The organism is Longimicrobium sp. (assembly GCF_036399255.1).
In the GTDB taxonomy this organism is placed as follows: domain Bacteria; phylum Gemmatimonadota; class Gemmatimonadetes; order Longimicrobiales; family Longimicrobiaceae; genus Longimicrobium.
This window is the reverse complement of the sequence record NZ_DASWNM010000056.1, coordinates 1-13,848: the sequence shown is the minus strand read 5'-3', so window position 1 is coordinate 13,848 and position 13,848 is coordinate 1. Positions and strand designations below refer to the sequence as shown.

The 13,848-nt window shown below is 67.3% G+C and carries 18 protein-coding genes; 5 read left to right on the top strand and 13 right to left on the bottom strand.

Annotated features, from left to right (window positions below):
* Positions 1-29: 29 nt before the first annotated feature.
* The 3 genes from VGC13_RS09200 to trhA all read right to left on the bottom strand — a co-directional run bounded on the left by VGC13_RS09200 (position 30) and on the right by trhA (position 1,577).
* Positions 30-398 (bottom strand): helix-turn-helix domain-containing protein, encoded by a 369-nt coding sequence (locus tag VGC13_RS09200; RefSeq protein WP_331124944.1) that lies wholly within the window; start codon positions 396-398, stop codon positions 30-32.
* Positions 398-769, bottom strand: a complete 372-nt coding sequence (locus VGC13_RS09195) for a type II toxin-antitoxin system RelE/ParE family toxin (protein ID WP_331124943.1) — start codon at positions 767-769, stop codon at positions 398-400. The genes VGC13_RS09200 and VGC13_RS09195 overlap by 1 nt, the downstream gene beginning before the upstream one ends.
* A gap of 163 nt (positions 770-932) precedes the next feature.
* A complete protein-coding gene (gene trhA, locus VGC13_RS09190) occupies positions 933-1,577 on the bottom strand; it encodes a PAQR family membrane homeostasis protein TrhA (protein WP_331124942.1) in 645 nt (214 codons plus the stop codon).
* Between the two features lie 127 nt (positions 1,578-1,704).
* On the opposite strand from trhA, the gene VGC13_RS09185 reads away from it, so the two are divergent.
* Positions 1,705-2,322 (top strand): GNAT family N-acetyltransferase, encoded by a 618-nt coding sequence (locus tag VGC13_RS09185; protein ID WP_331124941.1) that lies wholly within the window; start codon positions 1,705-1,707, stop codon positions 2,320-2,322.
* 48 nt (positions 2,323-2,370) lie between these two features.
* On the top strand, positions 2,371-3,693 hold the full coding sequence (locus VGC13_RS09180) for a hypothetical protein (protein WP_331124940.1): 1,323 nt from the start codon (positions 2,371-2,373) through the stop codon (positions 3,691-3,693).
* Positions 3,694-3,774: 81 nt separating this feature from the next.
* On the opposite strand, the gene VGC13_RS09175 is transcribed toward VGC13_RS09180, so the two are convergent.
* Positions 3,775-4,185 carry a hypothetical protein gene (locus tag VGC13_RS09175; protein ID WP_331124939.1) on the bottom strand — a complete coding sequence of 137 codons (411 nt, stop codon included), beginning with the start codon at positions 4,183-4,185 and terminating at the stop codon, positions 3,775-3,777.
* A 232-nt stretch (positions 4,186-4,417) separates the two neighbouring features.
* Positions 4,418-4,876 (bottom strand): hypothetical protein, encoded by a 459-nt coding sequence (locus VGC13_RS09170; protein WP_331124938.1) that lies wholly within the window; start codon positions 4,874-4,876, stop codon positions 4,418-4,420.
* A 181-nt stretch (positions 4,877-5,057) separates the two neighbouring features.
* Here VGC13_RS09170 and VGC13_RS09165 point away from each other — a divergent pair, with 181 nt between their 5' ends.
* Positions 5,058-6,614, top strand: a complete 1,557-nt coding sequence (locus VGC13_RS09165; protein WP_331124937.1) for a hypothetical protein — start codon at positions 5,058-5,060, stop codon at positions 6,612-6,614.
* A gap of 240 nt (positions 6,615-6,854) precedes the next feature.
* Positions 6,855-7,247 (top strand): STAS/SEC14 domain-containing protein, encoded by a 393-nt coding sequence (locus VGC13_RS09160; RefSeq protein ID WP_331124936.1) that lies wholly within the window; start codon positions 6,855-6,857, stop codon positions 7,245-7,247.
* A gap of 268 nt (positions 7,248-7,515) precedes the next feature.
* On the opposite strand, the gene VGC13_RS09155 is transcribed toward VGC13_RS09160, so the two are convergent.
* From VGC13_RS09155 to VGC13_RS09135, 5 genes are all read right to left on the bottom strand, one after another.
* Complete coding sequence (locus VGC13_RS09155; RefSeq protein WP_331124935.1) at positions 7,516-7,980, bottom strand: VOC family protein; 465 nt, start codon at positions 7,978-7,980, stop codon at positions 7,516-7,518.
* A gap of 159 nt (positions 7,981-8,139) precedes the next feature.
* Positions 8,140-8,310, bottom strand: coding sequence for a hypothetical protein (locus VGC13_RS09150; RefSeq protein WP_331124934.1), 171 nt, complete (start codon positions 8,308-8,310; stop codon positions 8,140-8,142).
* 162 nt (positions 8,311-8,472) lie between these two features.
* Positions 8,473-8,652 carry a hypothetical protein gene (locus tag VGC13_RS09145; RefSeq protein ID WP_331124933.1) on the bottom strand — a complete coding sequence of 60 codons (180 nt, stop codon included), beginning with the start codon at positions 8,650-8,652 and terminating at the stop codon, positions 8,473-8,475.
* 351 nt (positions 8,653-9,003) lie between these two features.
* Positions 9,004-9,180: a hypothetical protein gene (locus tag VGC13_RS09140; protein ID WP_331124932.1), complete on the bottom strand. Its 177-nt coding sequence runs from the start codon at positions 9,178-9,180 to the stop codon at positions 9,004-9,006.
* A 69-nt stretch (positions 9,181-9,249) separates the two neighbouring features.
* Positions 9,250-10,302: a DUF4268 domain-containing protein gene (locus VGC13_RS09135; protein ID WP_331124931.1), complete on the bottom strand. Its 1,053-nt coding sequence runs from the start codon at positions 10,300-10,302 to the stop codon at positions 9,250-9,252.
* A 437-nt stretch (positions 10,303-10,739) separates the two neighbouring features.
* Between VGC13_RS09135 and VGC13_RS09130 the strand changes: the two genes are divergently transcribed.
* Positions 10,740-11,297: a phosphatase PAP2 family protein gene (locus VGC13_RS09130; protein WP_331124930.1), complete on the top strand. Its 558-nt coding sequence runs from the start codon at positions 10,740-10,742 to the stop codon at positions 11,295-11,297.
* A 237-nt stretch (positions 11,298-11,534) separates the two neighbouring features.
* Here VGC13_RS09130 and VGC13_RS33625 read toward each other — a convergent pair whose 3' ends face one another.
* The 3 genes from VGC13_RS33625 to VGC13_RS09115 all read right to left on the bottom strand — a co-directional run.
* Positions 11,535-11,759, bottom strand: coding sequence for a 3-hydroxyacyl-CoA dehydrogenase family protein (locus VGC13_RS33625; protein WP_331124929.1), 225 nt, complete (start codon positions 11,757-11,759; stop codon positions 11,535-11,537).
* Positions 11,756-13,123 carry a nucleoside deaminase gene (locus VGC13_RS09120; RefSeq protein ID WP_331124928.1) on the bottom strand — a complete coding sequence of 456 codons (1,368 nt, stop codon included), beginning with the start codon at positions 13,121-13,123 and terminating at the stop codon, positions 11,756-11,758. Before VGC13_RS09120 ends, VGC13_RS33625 begins: the two co-directional genes overlap by 4 nt.
* Before the next feature lie 340 nt (positions 13,124-13,463).
* The coding region (locus tag VGC13_RS09115) for a hypothetical protein (RefSeq protein WP_349264194.1) at positions 13,464-13,848 on the bottom strand (385 nt) is incomplete at its 5' end.

Here is a 13,848-nt window from a genome sequence, read left to right as displayed (position 1 = left end):
CGTTCTGTCAAGCCGTGGCGGCGGCCCGGCTACAACGCCGCCGCGCGAGCCGGCTCCGCCGCCTCGCCGGCCGGTTCTTCCACCGCCCTGAAGCTCACGTCGATCCTGATCCCGGCGTGGCCCAGCATGTTGACGAGCGAATCGATGCTGAACTCGTCGATGTTGCCGCGCTTCAACTCACTGATGCGCGGCTGCGACACGCCGAACAACGCCGCGGCCTGCTTCTGCTTCAGTCCGCGGTCACGAATCATCCGGATGATCTGAATCATCAGGTCGGAGCGGACGCGCAGGTTTTCGGCTTCTTCCGGCTCAAAGCCCAGGTCGAGGAAGATGTTGCCATCCGCGGGCGTGACGTGCTCGACGATGTCGGCCTCCACCGGCATCACGCTGTCCTTCATCACGAACCTCGCTTGTTCTGAGCCAGTGGATTGCGCCTGGACAGCAACTGCCGGTATCGAGCGGCCGCGACCTCGACGTGGTGCTGCGGCGTCTGCGCGCTCTTCTTCTCGAACGCGTGGAGCACGTACACCGCTTCGGGGAACTTCGCGACATAGATCACCCGATGCTGCAACGTCCCACCGTCGAAGGTGCGGACCCGGATCTCGCGCGCACCCGGCCCGACGCCTTCCATCGGCTTCCAGTCGTCCGGATCGAGGCCGTTCTGCACCAGGCGCAGGTTCACCCCCGCAAGTTGTCGGGCCGCGGGAGGAAAGTCTTGCAGTTCCCGCTGCGCAGGCCCGATCCATTCGACGTGTTTCCTCTCTGCCACGATTATACTCCATTCCGATATTCGGGTCAACGGAGATCCGGGCCCGACCACTTTGGAAGCGGCTGTGGCGGGTTCGGGGTGGGAAACGCGAATCCGCCCGCGAGGAGGGTCCTCGCGGGCGGATTCGGATGGCGGTCATGCGTCGGCGTTCGCCTTCAGCGGGTCACGTAGGACCGGGGGGGAGCACCTGCGTCAGCACGGCGGCGAAGTGGCAGATGCTGCCTCCCAGCACGAACAGGTGCCACACGGCGTGCGCGTACGGGCGGCGGTTGTGGTAGAACACGGTGCCGGCGGTGTACGTAAGGCCGCCGGCGATCAGCCAGGCCAGCGTCGCGGTGGACAGGCGCTCCAGCATGGGGCCGATAGCCACCATCGCCATCCACCCCATCCCCACGTAGATGGCGGTGGAGACGCGGGGAAAGCGGCCGGTGAAGAACAGCTTGAACACCACGCCCGCCACCGCCAGCCCCCACGCCACGCCGAACAGGCCCCACCCCCAGCCGCCGCGCAGCCCCAGCAGCGTAACGGGGGTGTAAGAGCCGGCGATGAGCAGGTAGATGGCGCAGTGGTCGAACACCTTGAGCCGCGCCTTGACGGCCGGGGTGCGGGCGGCGTGGTACAGCGTCGACGCGGTGTACAGCAGCACCATGGTAAGGCTGAAGACGGCGGTGGTCAGGATCTCGCGCGTGCCGCCGTACAGGGCGGAAAACACGATCAGCACCACGCCGCCCGCCAGCGCGGCCACCACGCCGGCGCCGTGCGTAACCGCGTTCGCCAGCTCCCAGCGGCGATCGTCCGACTGGTCCATCCGTCCTGCCCGTGCTGCGGGGAAAAACGCTTGCGCGAGGGGCGCGCACGCCGAAGGATAACGGCGTCCGCGGCGGCGCAAAAGGCCGCGGAAACGCTGAGCCGTGCTCACCTCCACCTGCCGCGTCATGACCGTCATCGAAACGCCGCGCCTGCTGCTCCGCGAGCTCACCGACGCGGACCACGAGGCGCTGTTCCAGATGTACCAGGACCGGCGGATGAACCGCTTCATCGGCGGCCCTCCCCCGCCCCGAGAGGCGTACTGGCAGAAGGTGCGCGAGACGTGGCCGGCGTACTACGCGCGCCACGGCTTTGGGCTGTGGGCGACGGTCCGCAAGGAGGACAGGCGGCTGCTGGGGCGCTGCGGCCTGCTTTCGCAACAGGTAGACGGCGAGCGGCACGTGGAGGTGGGCTACGCGCTGGCGCCGGAGTTCTGGGGCCGCAGCTACGCCACCGAGGCGGCGCGCGCCAGCCGCGACCACGCGTTTCGCACGCTGGACGTACCGCACGTCATCTCGCTGATCCTGCCGGACAACGCGGGATCCATCCGGGTCGCGGAAAAGAACGGGATGACGCTCTGGAAGACCGCGGAGTTCAGGGGGCACCTGCCGCGCGTGTACCGCATCACCCGCGCGGAGTGGGAGAAGGCGGTGGAAGGGACGGGACGTGAAGCATCCACATCCCGCATGCGGCGGATTCGCGGGGAACCGTGGAACAAAGGATCTCGACATCCGCGTATGGGGTGAGATAGTTTGACGCGGTTCATCTTCCCACCGCACGACGGAATCCCACCGATGAGAATCCATACCTGCCTTCGCCGTGCGGCCGTGCTGGCCGCGCTGCTGCCGCTCTGTACGGCCGCCGGCTGCATGTCGGCCAACAAGCGCCTGGAGCAGGGGCTGAAGCTGGAGGAGCGCGGCCGCCCCGCCGAGGCCGCCCGCCGCTACGTGGACGCCCTGCGCCGCGACCCCAGCCTGGCGGATGCACGGACGCGCCTGCAGGAGAGCGGGCGCCTGGCCGTGGAGCAGTACCTGCGCGAATCCGACGCCGCCTCGTCCGCCGGCTACTACGACGACGCGGCCGAAGGGCTGCTGCGGCTTGACGCGCTTCGCCGCGACGTGGCGTCGGTGGGCGTGGAGCTGGCCGTCCCGGCGGACTACGCGCAGTACCGCCGCGCCCGGCTGGACGCGGCCATCGACGGAACCGTCGGCTACAGCGCACGGCTGGCGCAGTCCGGGCAGTTCGATGACGCGCTGGGGCGGCTGGAGCGCGTGTCTCGCTGGCAGCCCTCCGCCGAGCAGCGGCGCGGGGCGGACGAGGCGCGGCTGGAGACGTACTCGGCGTGGATGGAGCGCGAGGCCGCCGCCGGGCGCCACCGCGGCGCGTACCAGGTGGCGGAGCGCGCCATCAACGCCCTGGGCCGGCAGTTCCCGGGGATGGAGCGGCTGGTCGAGGCGCAGCAGTACGCGCTGGACGAGGGGACGCTGCGCGTGGCGGTGCTCCCGATCGCCGCGGCGCCGGGGGCGGAGCAGGCGCTTCCCGCGTCGTTCCTGCGCGACGTGGAGAACGAGCTGGAGGCCGGCGCGTGGACCCGTCCGCCGGCCTTCGTGGAGGTGGTGGACCCGCGCGAGGTGCGCCGCCAGGCCCGTCGCAACCGCCTGGACGACCTGGGCTACACCTCCGAGGCGGCGCGCCTGGGCCGCGCGGTGGGCGCCGACCTGGTGGTGATGGTGGAGATCGACAGCGTGGCCGTCACCGAGCCGGACCCGCAGCGCGAGCGCCGCGCCGTCCGCACGCGCACCGGCGCGGACACGGCGTTCGTCGTCCGCTCGGGGCGGCGCGAGGCGTGGGCGCGGGTGCGCACGGTGGTGGTGGCGGTGGCCGACCGCCGCATCGTCTCGCGCGACCAGGTGGTGCCGCAGGCGTCGCGCGCCTATCGCGAGGCCGACTACCCGGGCGACTGGCGCCAGCTGCTCCTTTCGGACGACGACCGGCGGCTGTTCGACCCCAGCCGGCGCGACGACGCGCGCGGCGACCTGATGCGCGAGCTGTCCCGCGCCCTGACCGAGCAGCTTTCGCGCGAGGTCTACCAGCGCGTTGGAGCCGAGGTGCGCTAGCGGCGGACGACGGGCAGACGCGACGAAGCCGCGGACCGGTGCAGGTCCGCGACTTCGTCGTGTTCGTCCGGTGGATGGCGGTCAGGACGCCGCGGCCACCCTCGGCTGTGCGGCGCCGCCGCGCTCCGCCAGCCGCCCGCCGATCCAGGCGTACGGCATCACCGCCAGCAGGTTGTAGACGTTGAACCACGCGGGCGCATCGTTCCACGCGCCGATCGTCATGGGGATGCTCATCGCCAGCGCGAGGGCGCCCATCACCAGCGCGTGCAGCATGGGGCGTGACGGGGCCAGCCGCCCGGTGACGTAGCATCCCAGGATGCCGTAGACCGCCACGTACGCGCACACCAGCACCAGCGCGGCCGGGTTGGTGACGGGCGTGCCCGGCGGCGGGATGAGATCCGGCGCGGCACGCGAGAGCAGCAGGTTGGTGCCCACGTTCAGTGCGCCCGTGAGGACGAAGCCGGCGGCGATGGCGATGAAGCTGCGGACCATGGGGTGCTCCGGGGAGGGTGATGCGGATGATGATGTGCGGAATGCGGAACAGATGCGGAGCGGCCCCGCGCTCGTCAAGCTTCTCGTGATCGGCCGCGGAGCGGCTGAAGCCGCCGCAACCAAAGCGGGAAGCCCCGCAAACTGCGCGGGGCTTCATGTCGGCCGGGATCCGGATGTCGGCTATGAGCTACAAATCGCGGATTGTGTGCTATGAGCGACACATCCCTCTCCACTACCCACGGGTCACGCGCAGGCGGACGACGTAGCTGTCGGGGTCGGGCGCGCCGGCGGTGGTGGGGGACGGGTCCAGGCCCACCACCTCGATGATGTAGCCTTCGTGGCTCACGCGCCGGGGATCTTGGCCGGTGTTCAGCTCTACGCTGCGGGTGGCCTCGCCGCGCTCCTGCAGCACCAGCCCGACCATCGCGTTGCCGGCCCGGATGCACTGCGCGTCCGTGGGGCAGCGCGAGTCCTCCATCACCCGCCCAAAGCCGATGGCCAGGCGCTCCTCGTCGAAGGTGCGCGTCTGGCCCAGCGGAATCTGCGTCTCCTGGTTGGCGTCCGTCCCCGGCACGGGGCCGGTGCGGTACGTGTTCAGGCAGCCGGAGAGCAGCGCCAGCGCGGCCAGGCAGGCGATGCCGCCGCGGGGAGACGCCTGCCGGCGCGGGCGGGGGGCATGGACTCCGTTCATTTTCTCACACCCTGGGAGGAGGGGTTTTTACGCATCCGGCGGGTTCGCGCGTACAACATAGCGCGCGGATCGCCCGTGCGCGCCAGGCTTTCCCGTCCGGCGGGGGAGACGTAGCTTGCGCCCACGACACGCGCCAGGGCGCACGGACGGTCCGCGCCCTCTCTCCGATCCAGTTTCCACGATGACCCCTCTTCTTCCATCCCGCCGGCACGCCGCCCGGCCGCGTCGCCTCCTGCCGGCCTTCGTGGCGGCGCTCATGCTCATCCCCGCCGCGGCGGCGGCGCAGGGCGGCGCGGAGGAGCGGGCGTCGCGGTACATGGACGCGGTGCGCGGCGATCCGCGGGCGCTGGGCATCTTCATCCGCGAGATGCCCAAGGGCGGCGACCTGCACAGCCACCTGTCGGGCGCCGTGTACGCCGAAAGCTACCTGCGCTGGGCCGCGGAGGACGGGCTGTGCGTCGACGCCCGGCGGCTGGCGATCCTGGCCCGCTCGTGCACGCTGTCCGACACGCTGCGGCCGGCGGTGCAGGTGCCGGACACGTCGGGGCTGTACGCGCGGCTGGTGGACGCCATGTCCATGCGCAACTGGGACAGCACGCGCATCAGCGGCCACGACCAGTTCTTCTCGACCTTTGGCCGGTTCAACTCCACCGACCGCCGCGTGGGCGACATGCTGGCCGAGGCCGCCACGCGCGCGATCCTGGGCCGCGTCACCTACCTGGAGCTGATGATGACGCCGGACCGCCGCGCCGCCCGCACCCTGGGCGACGCGGCCGGGTGGACGGAGGACTTCGGGCGGATGCGCGACACGCTGCTGGCGCTGGGGCTGCCGGCGGTGGCGCGCGCGGCGGGGGCCCGGCTGGACAGCGTGGAGGCGCGCCGCGACACGGTGCTGGGGTGCGGGACGGCGCAGCCCCAGGCCGGGTGCCAGGTGCAGGTGCGGTGGCTGTACCAGGTGTCGCGCGGCAGCCCGCCGCAGCAGGCGTTCGCCCAGATCCTGCTCGGGTTCCTGATGGCGAGCTCCAATCCCAGGGTGGTGGGGCTGAACCTGGTGCAGCCGGAGGACGGCGAGGTGTCGATGCGCGACTACTCGCTGCAGATGCGCATGATCCGCTACCTGCGCGGCGTGTACCCGGACGTGCGCGTGACGCTGCACGCGGGCGAGCTGGCGCCGGGGCTGGTGCCGCCGGAGGGGCTGCGCTTTCACATCCGCGAGGCGGTGAGGGTGGCCGGCGCCCACCGCATTGGCCACGGCGTGGACGTGATGCACGAGGACAGCGCGCGGGAGCTGATGGCCGAGATGGCGCGGCGCGGGGTGATGGTGGAGATCGCCCTGAGCAGCAACGACCTGATCCTGGGCGTGCGCGGCGCGGCGCACCCGCTGCGCGCGTACATGGCGGCGGGCGTCCCCGTGGCGCTGGCGACGGACGACGAGGGCGTGTCGCGCTCGGAGATGACGCGGGAGTACCTGAAGGCCGTGCGCGACCAGAGCCTGGGCTACCCGGCGCTCAAGATGATGGCGCGCACGTCGCTGCAGCACGCCTTCATCCAGGGCGAGCCGCTGTGGCGCGACCTGAAGACGCTGACGCCGGCCCCCGCGTGCGCCGGTGGATGGGAGGGCGCCCGCTGCCGCCGGTTCATCGCGGGGAGCCCGCGGGCGCGGCTGCAGTGGCGGCTGGAGCGCGACCTGGCGGCCTTCGAGACGCGTGTGGCGCAAACGGAGCCCGCGGCGCGGTAGCATCCTGCGGACGGCGGGTGCGGTGCGGATCGGCGGGGGGCCCGCGGCGGGCCTCCCGCCGCTTCGTTGGTGCCAGTTGATCCCGTCGATTCCGTATGAATTGGAGTTTGGAGGCAATCAGCGCCTCGCGCCACTTGTGCTTTTGCCCCGGATGCGTTTGCTTACTGCGCTCTCTTCGAAAATATACGGGAGTTGTCGCAAGGTGTATCGAACCTCCCTTCCGCATCGCTGGACAGGAACATGAAATCCAGGTGGACGACGTACAAGGGCGCGCGGGTCATGTACTGTGACTTCTCGAACTTCAAGTCCGACGTGAACGCCCTTCGCGCCGAGGTCGAGGCCGCCGACCGCGACATCATCAAGGAGCCGGCCGCATCCGCCCTCATCCTGGTGGACATGCGCAACACGGTGGCGTCCGGGCCCGCCGTGGAGCTGTTCAAGGAGAGCGCTAAGCTCACCAATTCGCACGTCAAGAAGCAGGCGGTGATCGGGGTGAGCGGCTTCAAGCGGTTCCTGGCCGACGTCGTCGCGCGGTTCTCCGGCCAGGGAATGCGCCTGTTCGACACCGAGGCCGAGGCGATGGACTGGCTGGTGGGCTCTTACGACGGCGGCCACGTGGTCGGCGGCGCCTGACCGGCGGCTCCGTTCCACACGCCGTCGCTCCATGACAGCGAGGGGCGCGTCCATGCGGGCGCGCCCCTCGTCGCTTTGGGAGATCGGACTCGAGTTCCGCGCGCGACCGACAGCGCCCCTTCACCCCTTCACCCCTTCACCCCTTCACCCCTTCACCCCTCCACCCCTCCACCCCTCCACCCCTTCACCTCTTCACCTCTTCACCTCTTCACCTCTTCACCTCTTCACCTCTTCACCTCTTCACCTCTTCACCTCTTCACCTCTTCACCTACTCAGCCGCCTGCGCCTCGTACCGCCGCCGCATCTCGTGCTGGCTCAGCGGCTCGCCGACGGGATGGCCCAGCAGCCACTCGTGCCCGAACGGGTCGCGCAGGCGGCACTGCCGCTCGCCGTGCGGCTGGTCGGCGGGGCCAAAGACGAGGGCGGCGCCGGCGTCCACCGCCCGTTTGGCGAGCACGTCGACGTCGTCCACGTGCAGGTGCACCCGGCTGCCGGTGCCGCCGAACGCCAGCGGGCTCAGGATGCCGGCCTCCGGGTGCTCGTCGGCCAGCATCAGGGTCACGGGCCCCAGCTGGAGCTCCGCGTGGCCCACGCGTCCGCCCGGCTCCTGCAGGCGAAACGTCTCGCGGGCATCGAACACCCGGGTGTAGAAGTCGATGGCGGCATCCCCGCCGCGCACGCAGAGGTAGATGAACACCTCGTGGATCGGCGATGCGGCCGATGGTTCGCTCATCCGTCGTCCTTTGCGGTGGGGGAAATCGGGCGATACGACAGATCCCACAACTTCAGGGGCGCGGCCGCGGTGCGCCAGACGCTGAATACGAAGGGCGCCGCATCCGCGGCGCCCTTCCCATCTCCGTCGTTCCCCTGCCCGATCACGTGTGGCGCCGGCTCAGTTGGCCTGGCAGGGCCGGACCTGCGAATCGCCGCAGGTAAAGGTGAAGCAGTACGGAGGGATGGTCGAGCCGTCTGCGCCCACGACGGTGCCGCGCGACTCGTGCGGTGCGGCCGTCGAAAAGCTCTCCACCTCCAGCGCCTCCGCGTCCAGCGTCAGCTTCTTCATCGTCCCCTCCCGGTCCGGATGTCGGCTCGTTCCGCCGGGGCACCCGGCGGAAGATCAGTCAACGCGGAGGGCGCCGCATCCGCGGCGCCCTCCCACCGTCATGCGAGATGGCTTGATGGGCCCCAGCCGGGCCGCACGTGCGGCGGCCGTGGCCCACCGGCCTCAGTAGAACAGCTCGCAGGACTGGTGCACCGAGTCACCGCAGGAGATGGTGACGCAGTTCTCCGGACCCGTCATGAACGCGTCGGCGCCCATCACCGTTCCGCGCGAACCCTGGCGCCGTTCGGTCGTCTCGAACTGCTCCACCTTCAGCGCGTCCAGATTCAGCGTCAGCTTCTTCATCGTCCCCTCCCAATTCCGGGTTTCCCCACCTTGTCGCCTCCCACCCCGGGCGGCGTTCTGTGCCCGTAACCCTTTGCAGAATGCGTACCTACGCATCACCCAGCAAGGCGTCCGGCGAGAAAAATTCCAGAAAACAGGAACCGCGGCCAGTCGCGACGCCGTTTGTTCCCCAGCCATGAGGCCGAGTGTCGGCGTGATCGGCGACAAAACCACGTAAGTATATGTTTTTGAAAGACTTTCGATTCCTGGGCGGGCCATCCGTTCCGCACCGGCCATTTCGCTGGACCGGGCTGGCTCTTCATCACAGACCTGTGTGAACGAAGTCGGGCGCCGCAGCCGCGGCGCCCGTCTTCAATCGTCCGTCGATCCGCCGACCACGTAGTAGTCGTAGTCGTGCTCGCCCTTCCAGTAGCGGACGAACAGGTACGCGCAGACTTCCCCCTGCGGCGTAAGCCAGCGCTCCACCTCGCCGATGCCGCCCCGGTTGTCCAGCGCCGAATCCCGCACCGCCTTCCGCGCGATAATCACACGCCGATACTCGTCTTCGGAAACCTGGCGGCCTCTACGCACCTCTTCTTCCATCGCCCCGCTTTTGCTTTACCGGCGAACCTCGATCCGCTTGAGCAGAACCTGCTGATATCGTTCCAGCTTGTCGACCAGCCAGATGTGCTGCCGGTCCCAGTCCGCGCGATCCAAGAGGTCGAATCCCCTTTCAAACAGCGCGATCCGATAGCTGCGAGGAGGTTCTTTCCACTCCACTTTGTGCGCGAGTTCTTGCTCAATCTGCTCACGAGCCGCTTGGAGTTGCTCATACATCGGTGTGCATTCTGGTTGTCTCAAGATCAACTCCACACCGATTAACCGATCGCGTACGCTGGCAAATACATTAAGTCGCATGTGGCTGCTCCGTAAGGACAGCCGAGCGTAATTGCGTGTTGTAGGCGAAGGCGGGCTCAGTTGAACATCAGAACGGCGAAGTGTCTCACTAAACTTCTCCCAATAATCCGCATACAACGCACCGAGCGCCTGCGCATCGAGCCTCTGTCGGTTTCCGCTGGTGGGCTGCTGCCCAGCCTCTGGATCCGCCGGTGTCACGAGCCGTGCAACCCGGATCGGTCGAGCAGGAACTTGGGATAACTCGGAACGAAGCCGCTGCACCTGTGCGACCAGGTGCCGTGTGAGCTTGGATTCAAGTTCGGTTGGCGAGGAGAACTGGGCGATCAGCGCCTCTTTCTCTACCCGTGACCGCAGTTCCCGAACACGCTTCAACTGATCCAGGTCTACGCGGTCAGGATCGATCTGCCGAGACGAGAAATACAGGAGTGCCGGCTTGCCCGTCTTGGTGAACTGCTCGATCTCTTCGACCGTTCCGGATTCGAATCCACCGGTTGGGGTCCCTACGCGCGTCCAGAAGGCTCCAACGAGGAGATCGCATTCGGAAACGAGGCGCCGGTTCAGAATCGCTTGAGGGCGATCACCATACTCCGGCACCGAATGCGTTTCCCATCGAACGGGAAGCAGCACGATGCCGTCTGCCGCCGCATGTGAAGCATTCCACGTGTGCACCACTTCCTCGATGATGCTTCGTTCCTCCTGAAGATCACCAGGAGAAGCGATCAAAATCTTGTAAACTGTTGCTTGGAAGCTCACGGCAGATGATAGATGATGGGTGAGCAGCGGCAGAGACAAACAAAGTCGGCAAAAAGCTCAGGAGTTCAGACGTTAAACGCACGAGAGGGGCGCCGCAACCCGCGACGCCCCTCGTCGTCATCCACCCGTACCCGCCGCGATCAGACCAGCGGCATGGGGACCGGCTTCTCGCCGGAGCCGTCGTAGAAGCCCTTCCCGCTCTTGCGGCCGAAGTAGCCCAGCAGTCTCTGAGGTCCTCAAAGGCATCCCGCTCCCGCTGCGCCGGCTGACCTCGGATGGCTCGGAAGTCGCAACGCGGCGGACGCATGAGCAGAGATCGAGAGACGAACGAGAAAGAAGCCGGACGGCACGCGCTTGCGCTCGCGGGCGTTGCGGCAGTGGCGGCAGCGGCGTTTGGCCGGTTGGCGTTGGCCGCGGCCCATCGCGAAACGGCGAACGTGGACGATGCCCTGCGCAGACGCACGCGCGCCCCGCGGGGCCATCCCGCGCGCGACGCCGCCGAGGCCGCTTCGCCCGCGGGCAAGTGGTGGACGTACGTCCCCGCTGCGCTCGCCGCGTCCGCGTGGCTGCTGCGCGCGCCGGGCGAGCGCGGCTCGCGTTCGCGGTGGACGGGCGCGGGCGCCGTAATGCTGGCCGGCGCCGTGGCGACCGCGCTGAACCCCACGTTCGACGTGGTCCTGCCCCAGCCGCCGGCGCCGCCGGGCCATCGCTCGCGCAACAAGCCCGTATTCCCCAGCGGCCACGCCTTTGGGCCGGGCGCGGTGGCGCTCACCACCGCGTACGTGGCGACGCGCGAGGGCATCGCGCGGCCGGGCACCGCGGCTGCGGCGGCAGCGGCGGTACCGCTGGCCACGGCCGGCGGCCGGGTGCTGGTGGAGAAGCACTGGGCGTCGGACGTGCTGGGCGGCTACCTGGCCGCCCTCTCCCTCGCCGCCGCCTGCGCCGCACTGTACGAAGTGGTCCGCGAGGGATGGGAGGAGCAAGAGGACACCTGACGTGCTTCCATGTGCGCCAGGAGGTGCCGCAGGTACGCTTGATCCTGTCGATAAGCCACTCGGGCATCGAGGCAAGTCCGTCCGATCAGCAGATTGTAGCCGCGCCGAGATAAGCACGATTCGGCAGATGTCATGGAACTCCTTCGATTCGGAGTTCGCGCTGCGCACGGGCCGCAGACACGAAAGGGGCGCCGCAACCCGCGGCGCCCCTCATCCATCACCCGACGTGCCGGCCGATCACACCAGCGGCATGGGGACCGGCTTTTCGCCGGAGTAGTCGTAGAAGCCCTTGCCGCTCTTGCGGCCAAAGTAGCCCAGCGAAACCATGCGCTTGAGCAGCGCGGCGACGCGTACCGCTTCTCCTTGTACTCGTCGAACATGATGGTACTTCTTGACCAGGATGATGATGTCGCCGACAGCGAGCGTGATAGAACCAATGCATCGCGCCCGCCATGCAGTCAAGGAATGGTACCGACTTTCCGTATCCCCTCCAGCAAATCCATGCCGTCCTTCAGGGCGGCTAACATGGGTTCGGTGGGTGAAATCTCGGGCCTTATTCTCGGCCCCTGCTGCTTCGGCTTCCTGGCGAGATCCAGGTGCTGCAGGTGCTTGGGCAAGTCCGCGTAAGACGGTGGGCTCTCGCTCAGATGGGTCAATATCTTCTGCAGCGTTGCCGGGCGTTTCTCCGCTTGGTTAAGGACTTCCCGCGCCTTCGCAGTGTATAGGAAATCAATCACCCCTTTGACTCTTCCCGCTTTGAGGTCGGCGTCAAGACGGGTTTTGAGTTCTGTGCCCGTATCGTAATTTACATTCCTCAGATACTGACTCGTGCTCTGCACCGCCTGCAAGGGACCGCCGCCAACCGCGTCCACCTGTCCATAAACGACCTTGACCGTTTTTCCCACGGTGGCGATGAAGCCTGCGCACATGTAGCAAGGCTGCAGCGTGGTGTAGATCTTCGAGTCTTCCGGGAGCGCCTTATTTCCAGTCCTTTCCAAGTAGTTCTGGATCATCACCGTCTCGGCATGGTACGTCGCGTTGTTCAAGGTGGTCGACAGGTTCACCCCCCAAGCCAGGATCCGGTTCTTCGGACTCACCAGCAGTGCCCCGACATTGTGCCCCCGACCGATGCCGGCTTCTGTTCGTGGTTCGAAGACAAGATTCCGGTCGCACCAGACTCTCCCGACCAGCGCGTACGCAAGGGCCATGTATATGGTGTCTGCTGTCCGTCCAGGAAGCCCGGGATGTGCACGCTGACCAGCAAGCACGTCTGCCCTTACCGCCAAGTTCAGGGTTGACGGTCGACCCTGCTGCACGGGGCAGGACTGATACTCAAATAGCATTTTGCGCCACCATTCAGTGTGATCCCTAGAATCCTTACAGGTGTTAGAGTACCACTGGGACACATCGTGCGAGAGATAGCTCTGGAGAGCCGGGGGCAAGCTGAAGAACTCGTTTTTTCCGTGCCACATGTGAGGACACTTCCAATTATCTACCTGGGAAACGTCCAGTTCCGGGAAGTTCGCACTCGCACTGGCGTTGTCGACCTTCACCGCCTTTAGGTTCTCCCCCTTCAGGTACACCACACCATATAGCCCTTCGCGCCAAGCCATTCCCAGATCCATCTTCGACGGCTCCTGAGTCAGGTAAACGACACTCCCTTGGAGCTGACCGGCACGGCGTTGCAGCAGGCTTGTCATGGCACTCTCGTACTCCCTGTGCCCCGACACCGCGATCGCTTTGAGGCTTGCCTTCGTCGCGCTCTGGCCAGACACGCACAGGGCTGCCTCTCGCGCGTTCCCCCGCGCGTAGACGGCTAACGCCATCATGACTTCTCGGAATGTCAGTAAATTAGGCATATCACTTTAGGCCAGCGGACCCGGACAGTCCGCAGTGGTGAGGATGGGCACAAATGGGTAAGAGGGCTTGTCAGCGTGCTTGAGTTCTTCCTGCGGGGAGTTGCCTGATCGCGCGGGCCCAGGCTGAGGTGAAGCTCGCGGTGTTTCCCGAGAAGCTTCAAGCGCGGCGGCGTGCGCCTCCCGGGATGTTGCCCGCGCGCCCTAAGCAACGAAAAGATAAATAGATAGACTATTAATTTCAAGTATAGGCGTAAAACATGTAAAGATTTTCACGGATTATGCCGGGGGCGGGTAGCAGCCCCATTGTTCAGTGATAGACCGACAGGATGAGGAATTCGGTCCACGACCAGACGTGGTCGCTCAACCCGATGGCCATCGCCGGCGAGCGCCGAACGTAGCGCCGCCCGCCCGGTAGACCTGTCCGCTCCTGACGTAGTGCGGTATGGGGCCGCATCCAGTTGTGCTCGAACAGGCCGAGCTCCACCGCTGCATCCCAAGTCCGCCGCCGCTTCGCAAAGGCGTGGGTCTTTCTCGTCAGGCAAGCCAGCCGATCGCGCAACACCCCGTTCAGCCGCTCCTGGTGCACCGTGTGGGGGCACTCGGGAGCAGGCCCGAAGCGGTGGCGCACTTCGACTTTGACCACTCGCCGGCCCTGGCGGTGCTTCACCACCTGTGTCAGCCCCACGCCGGGA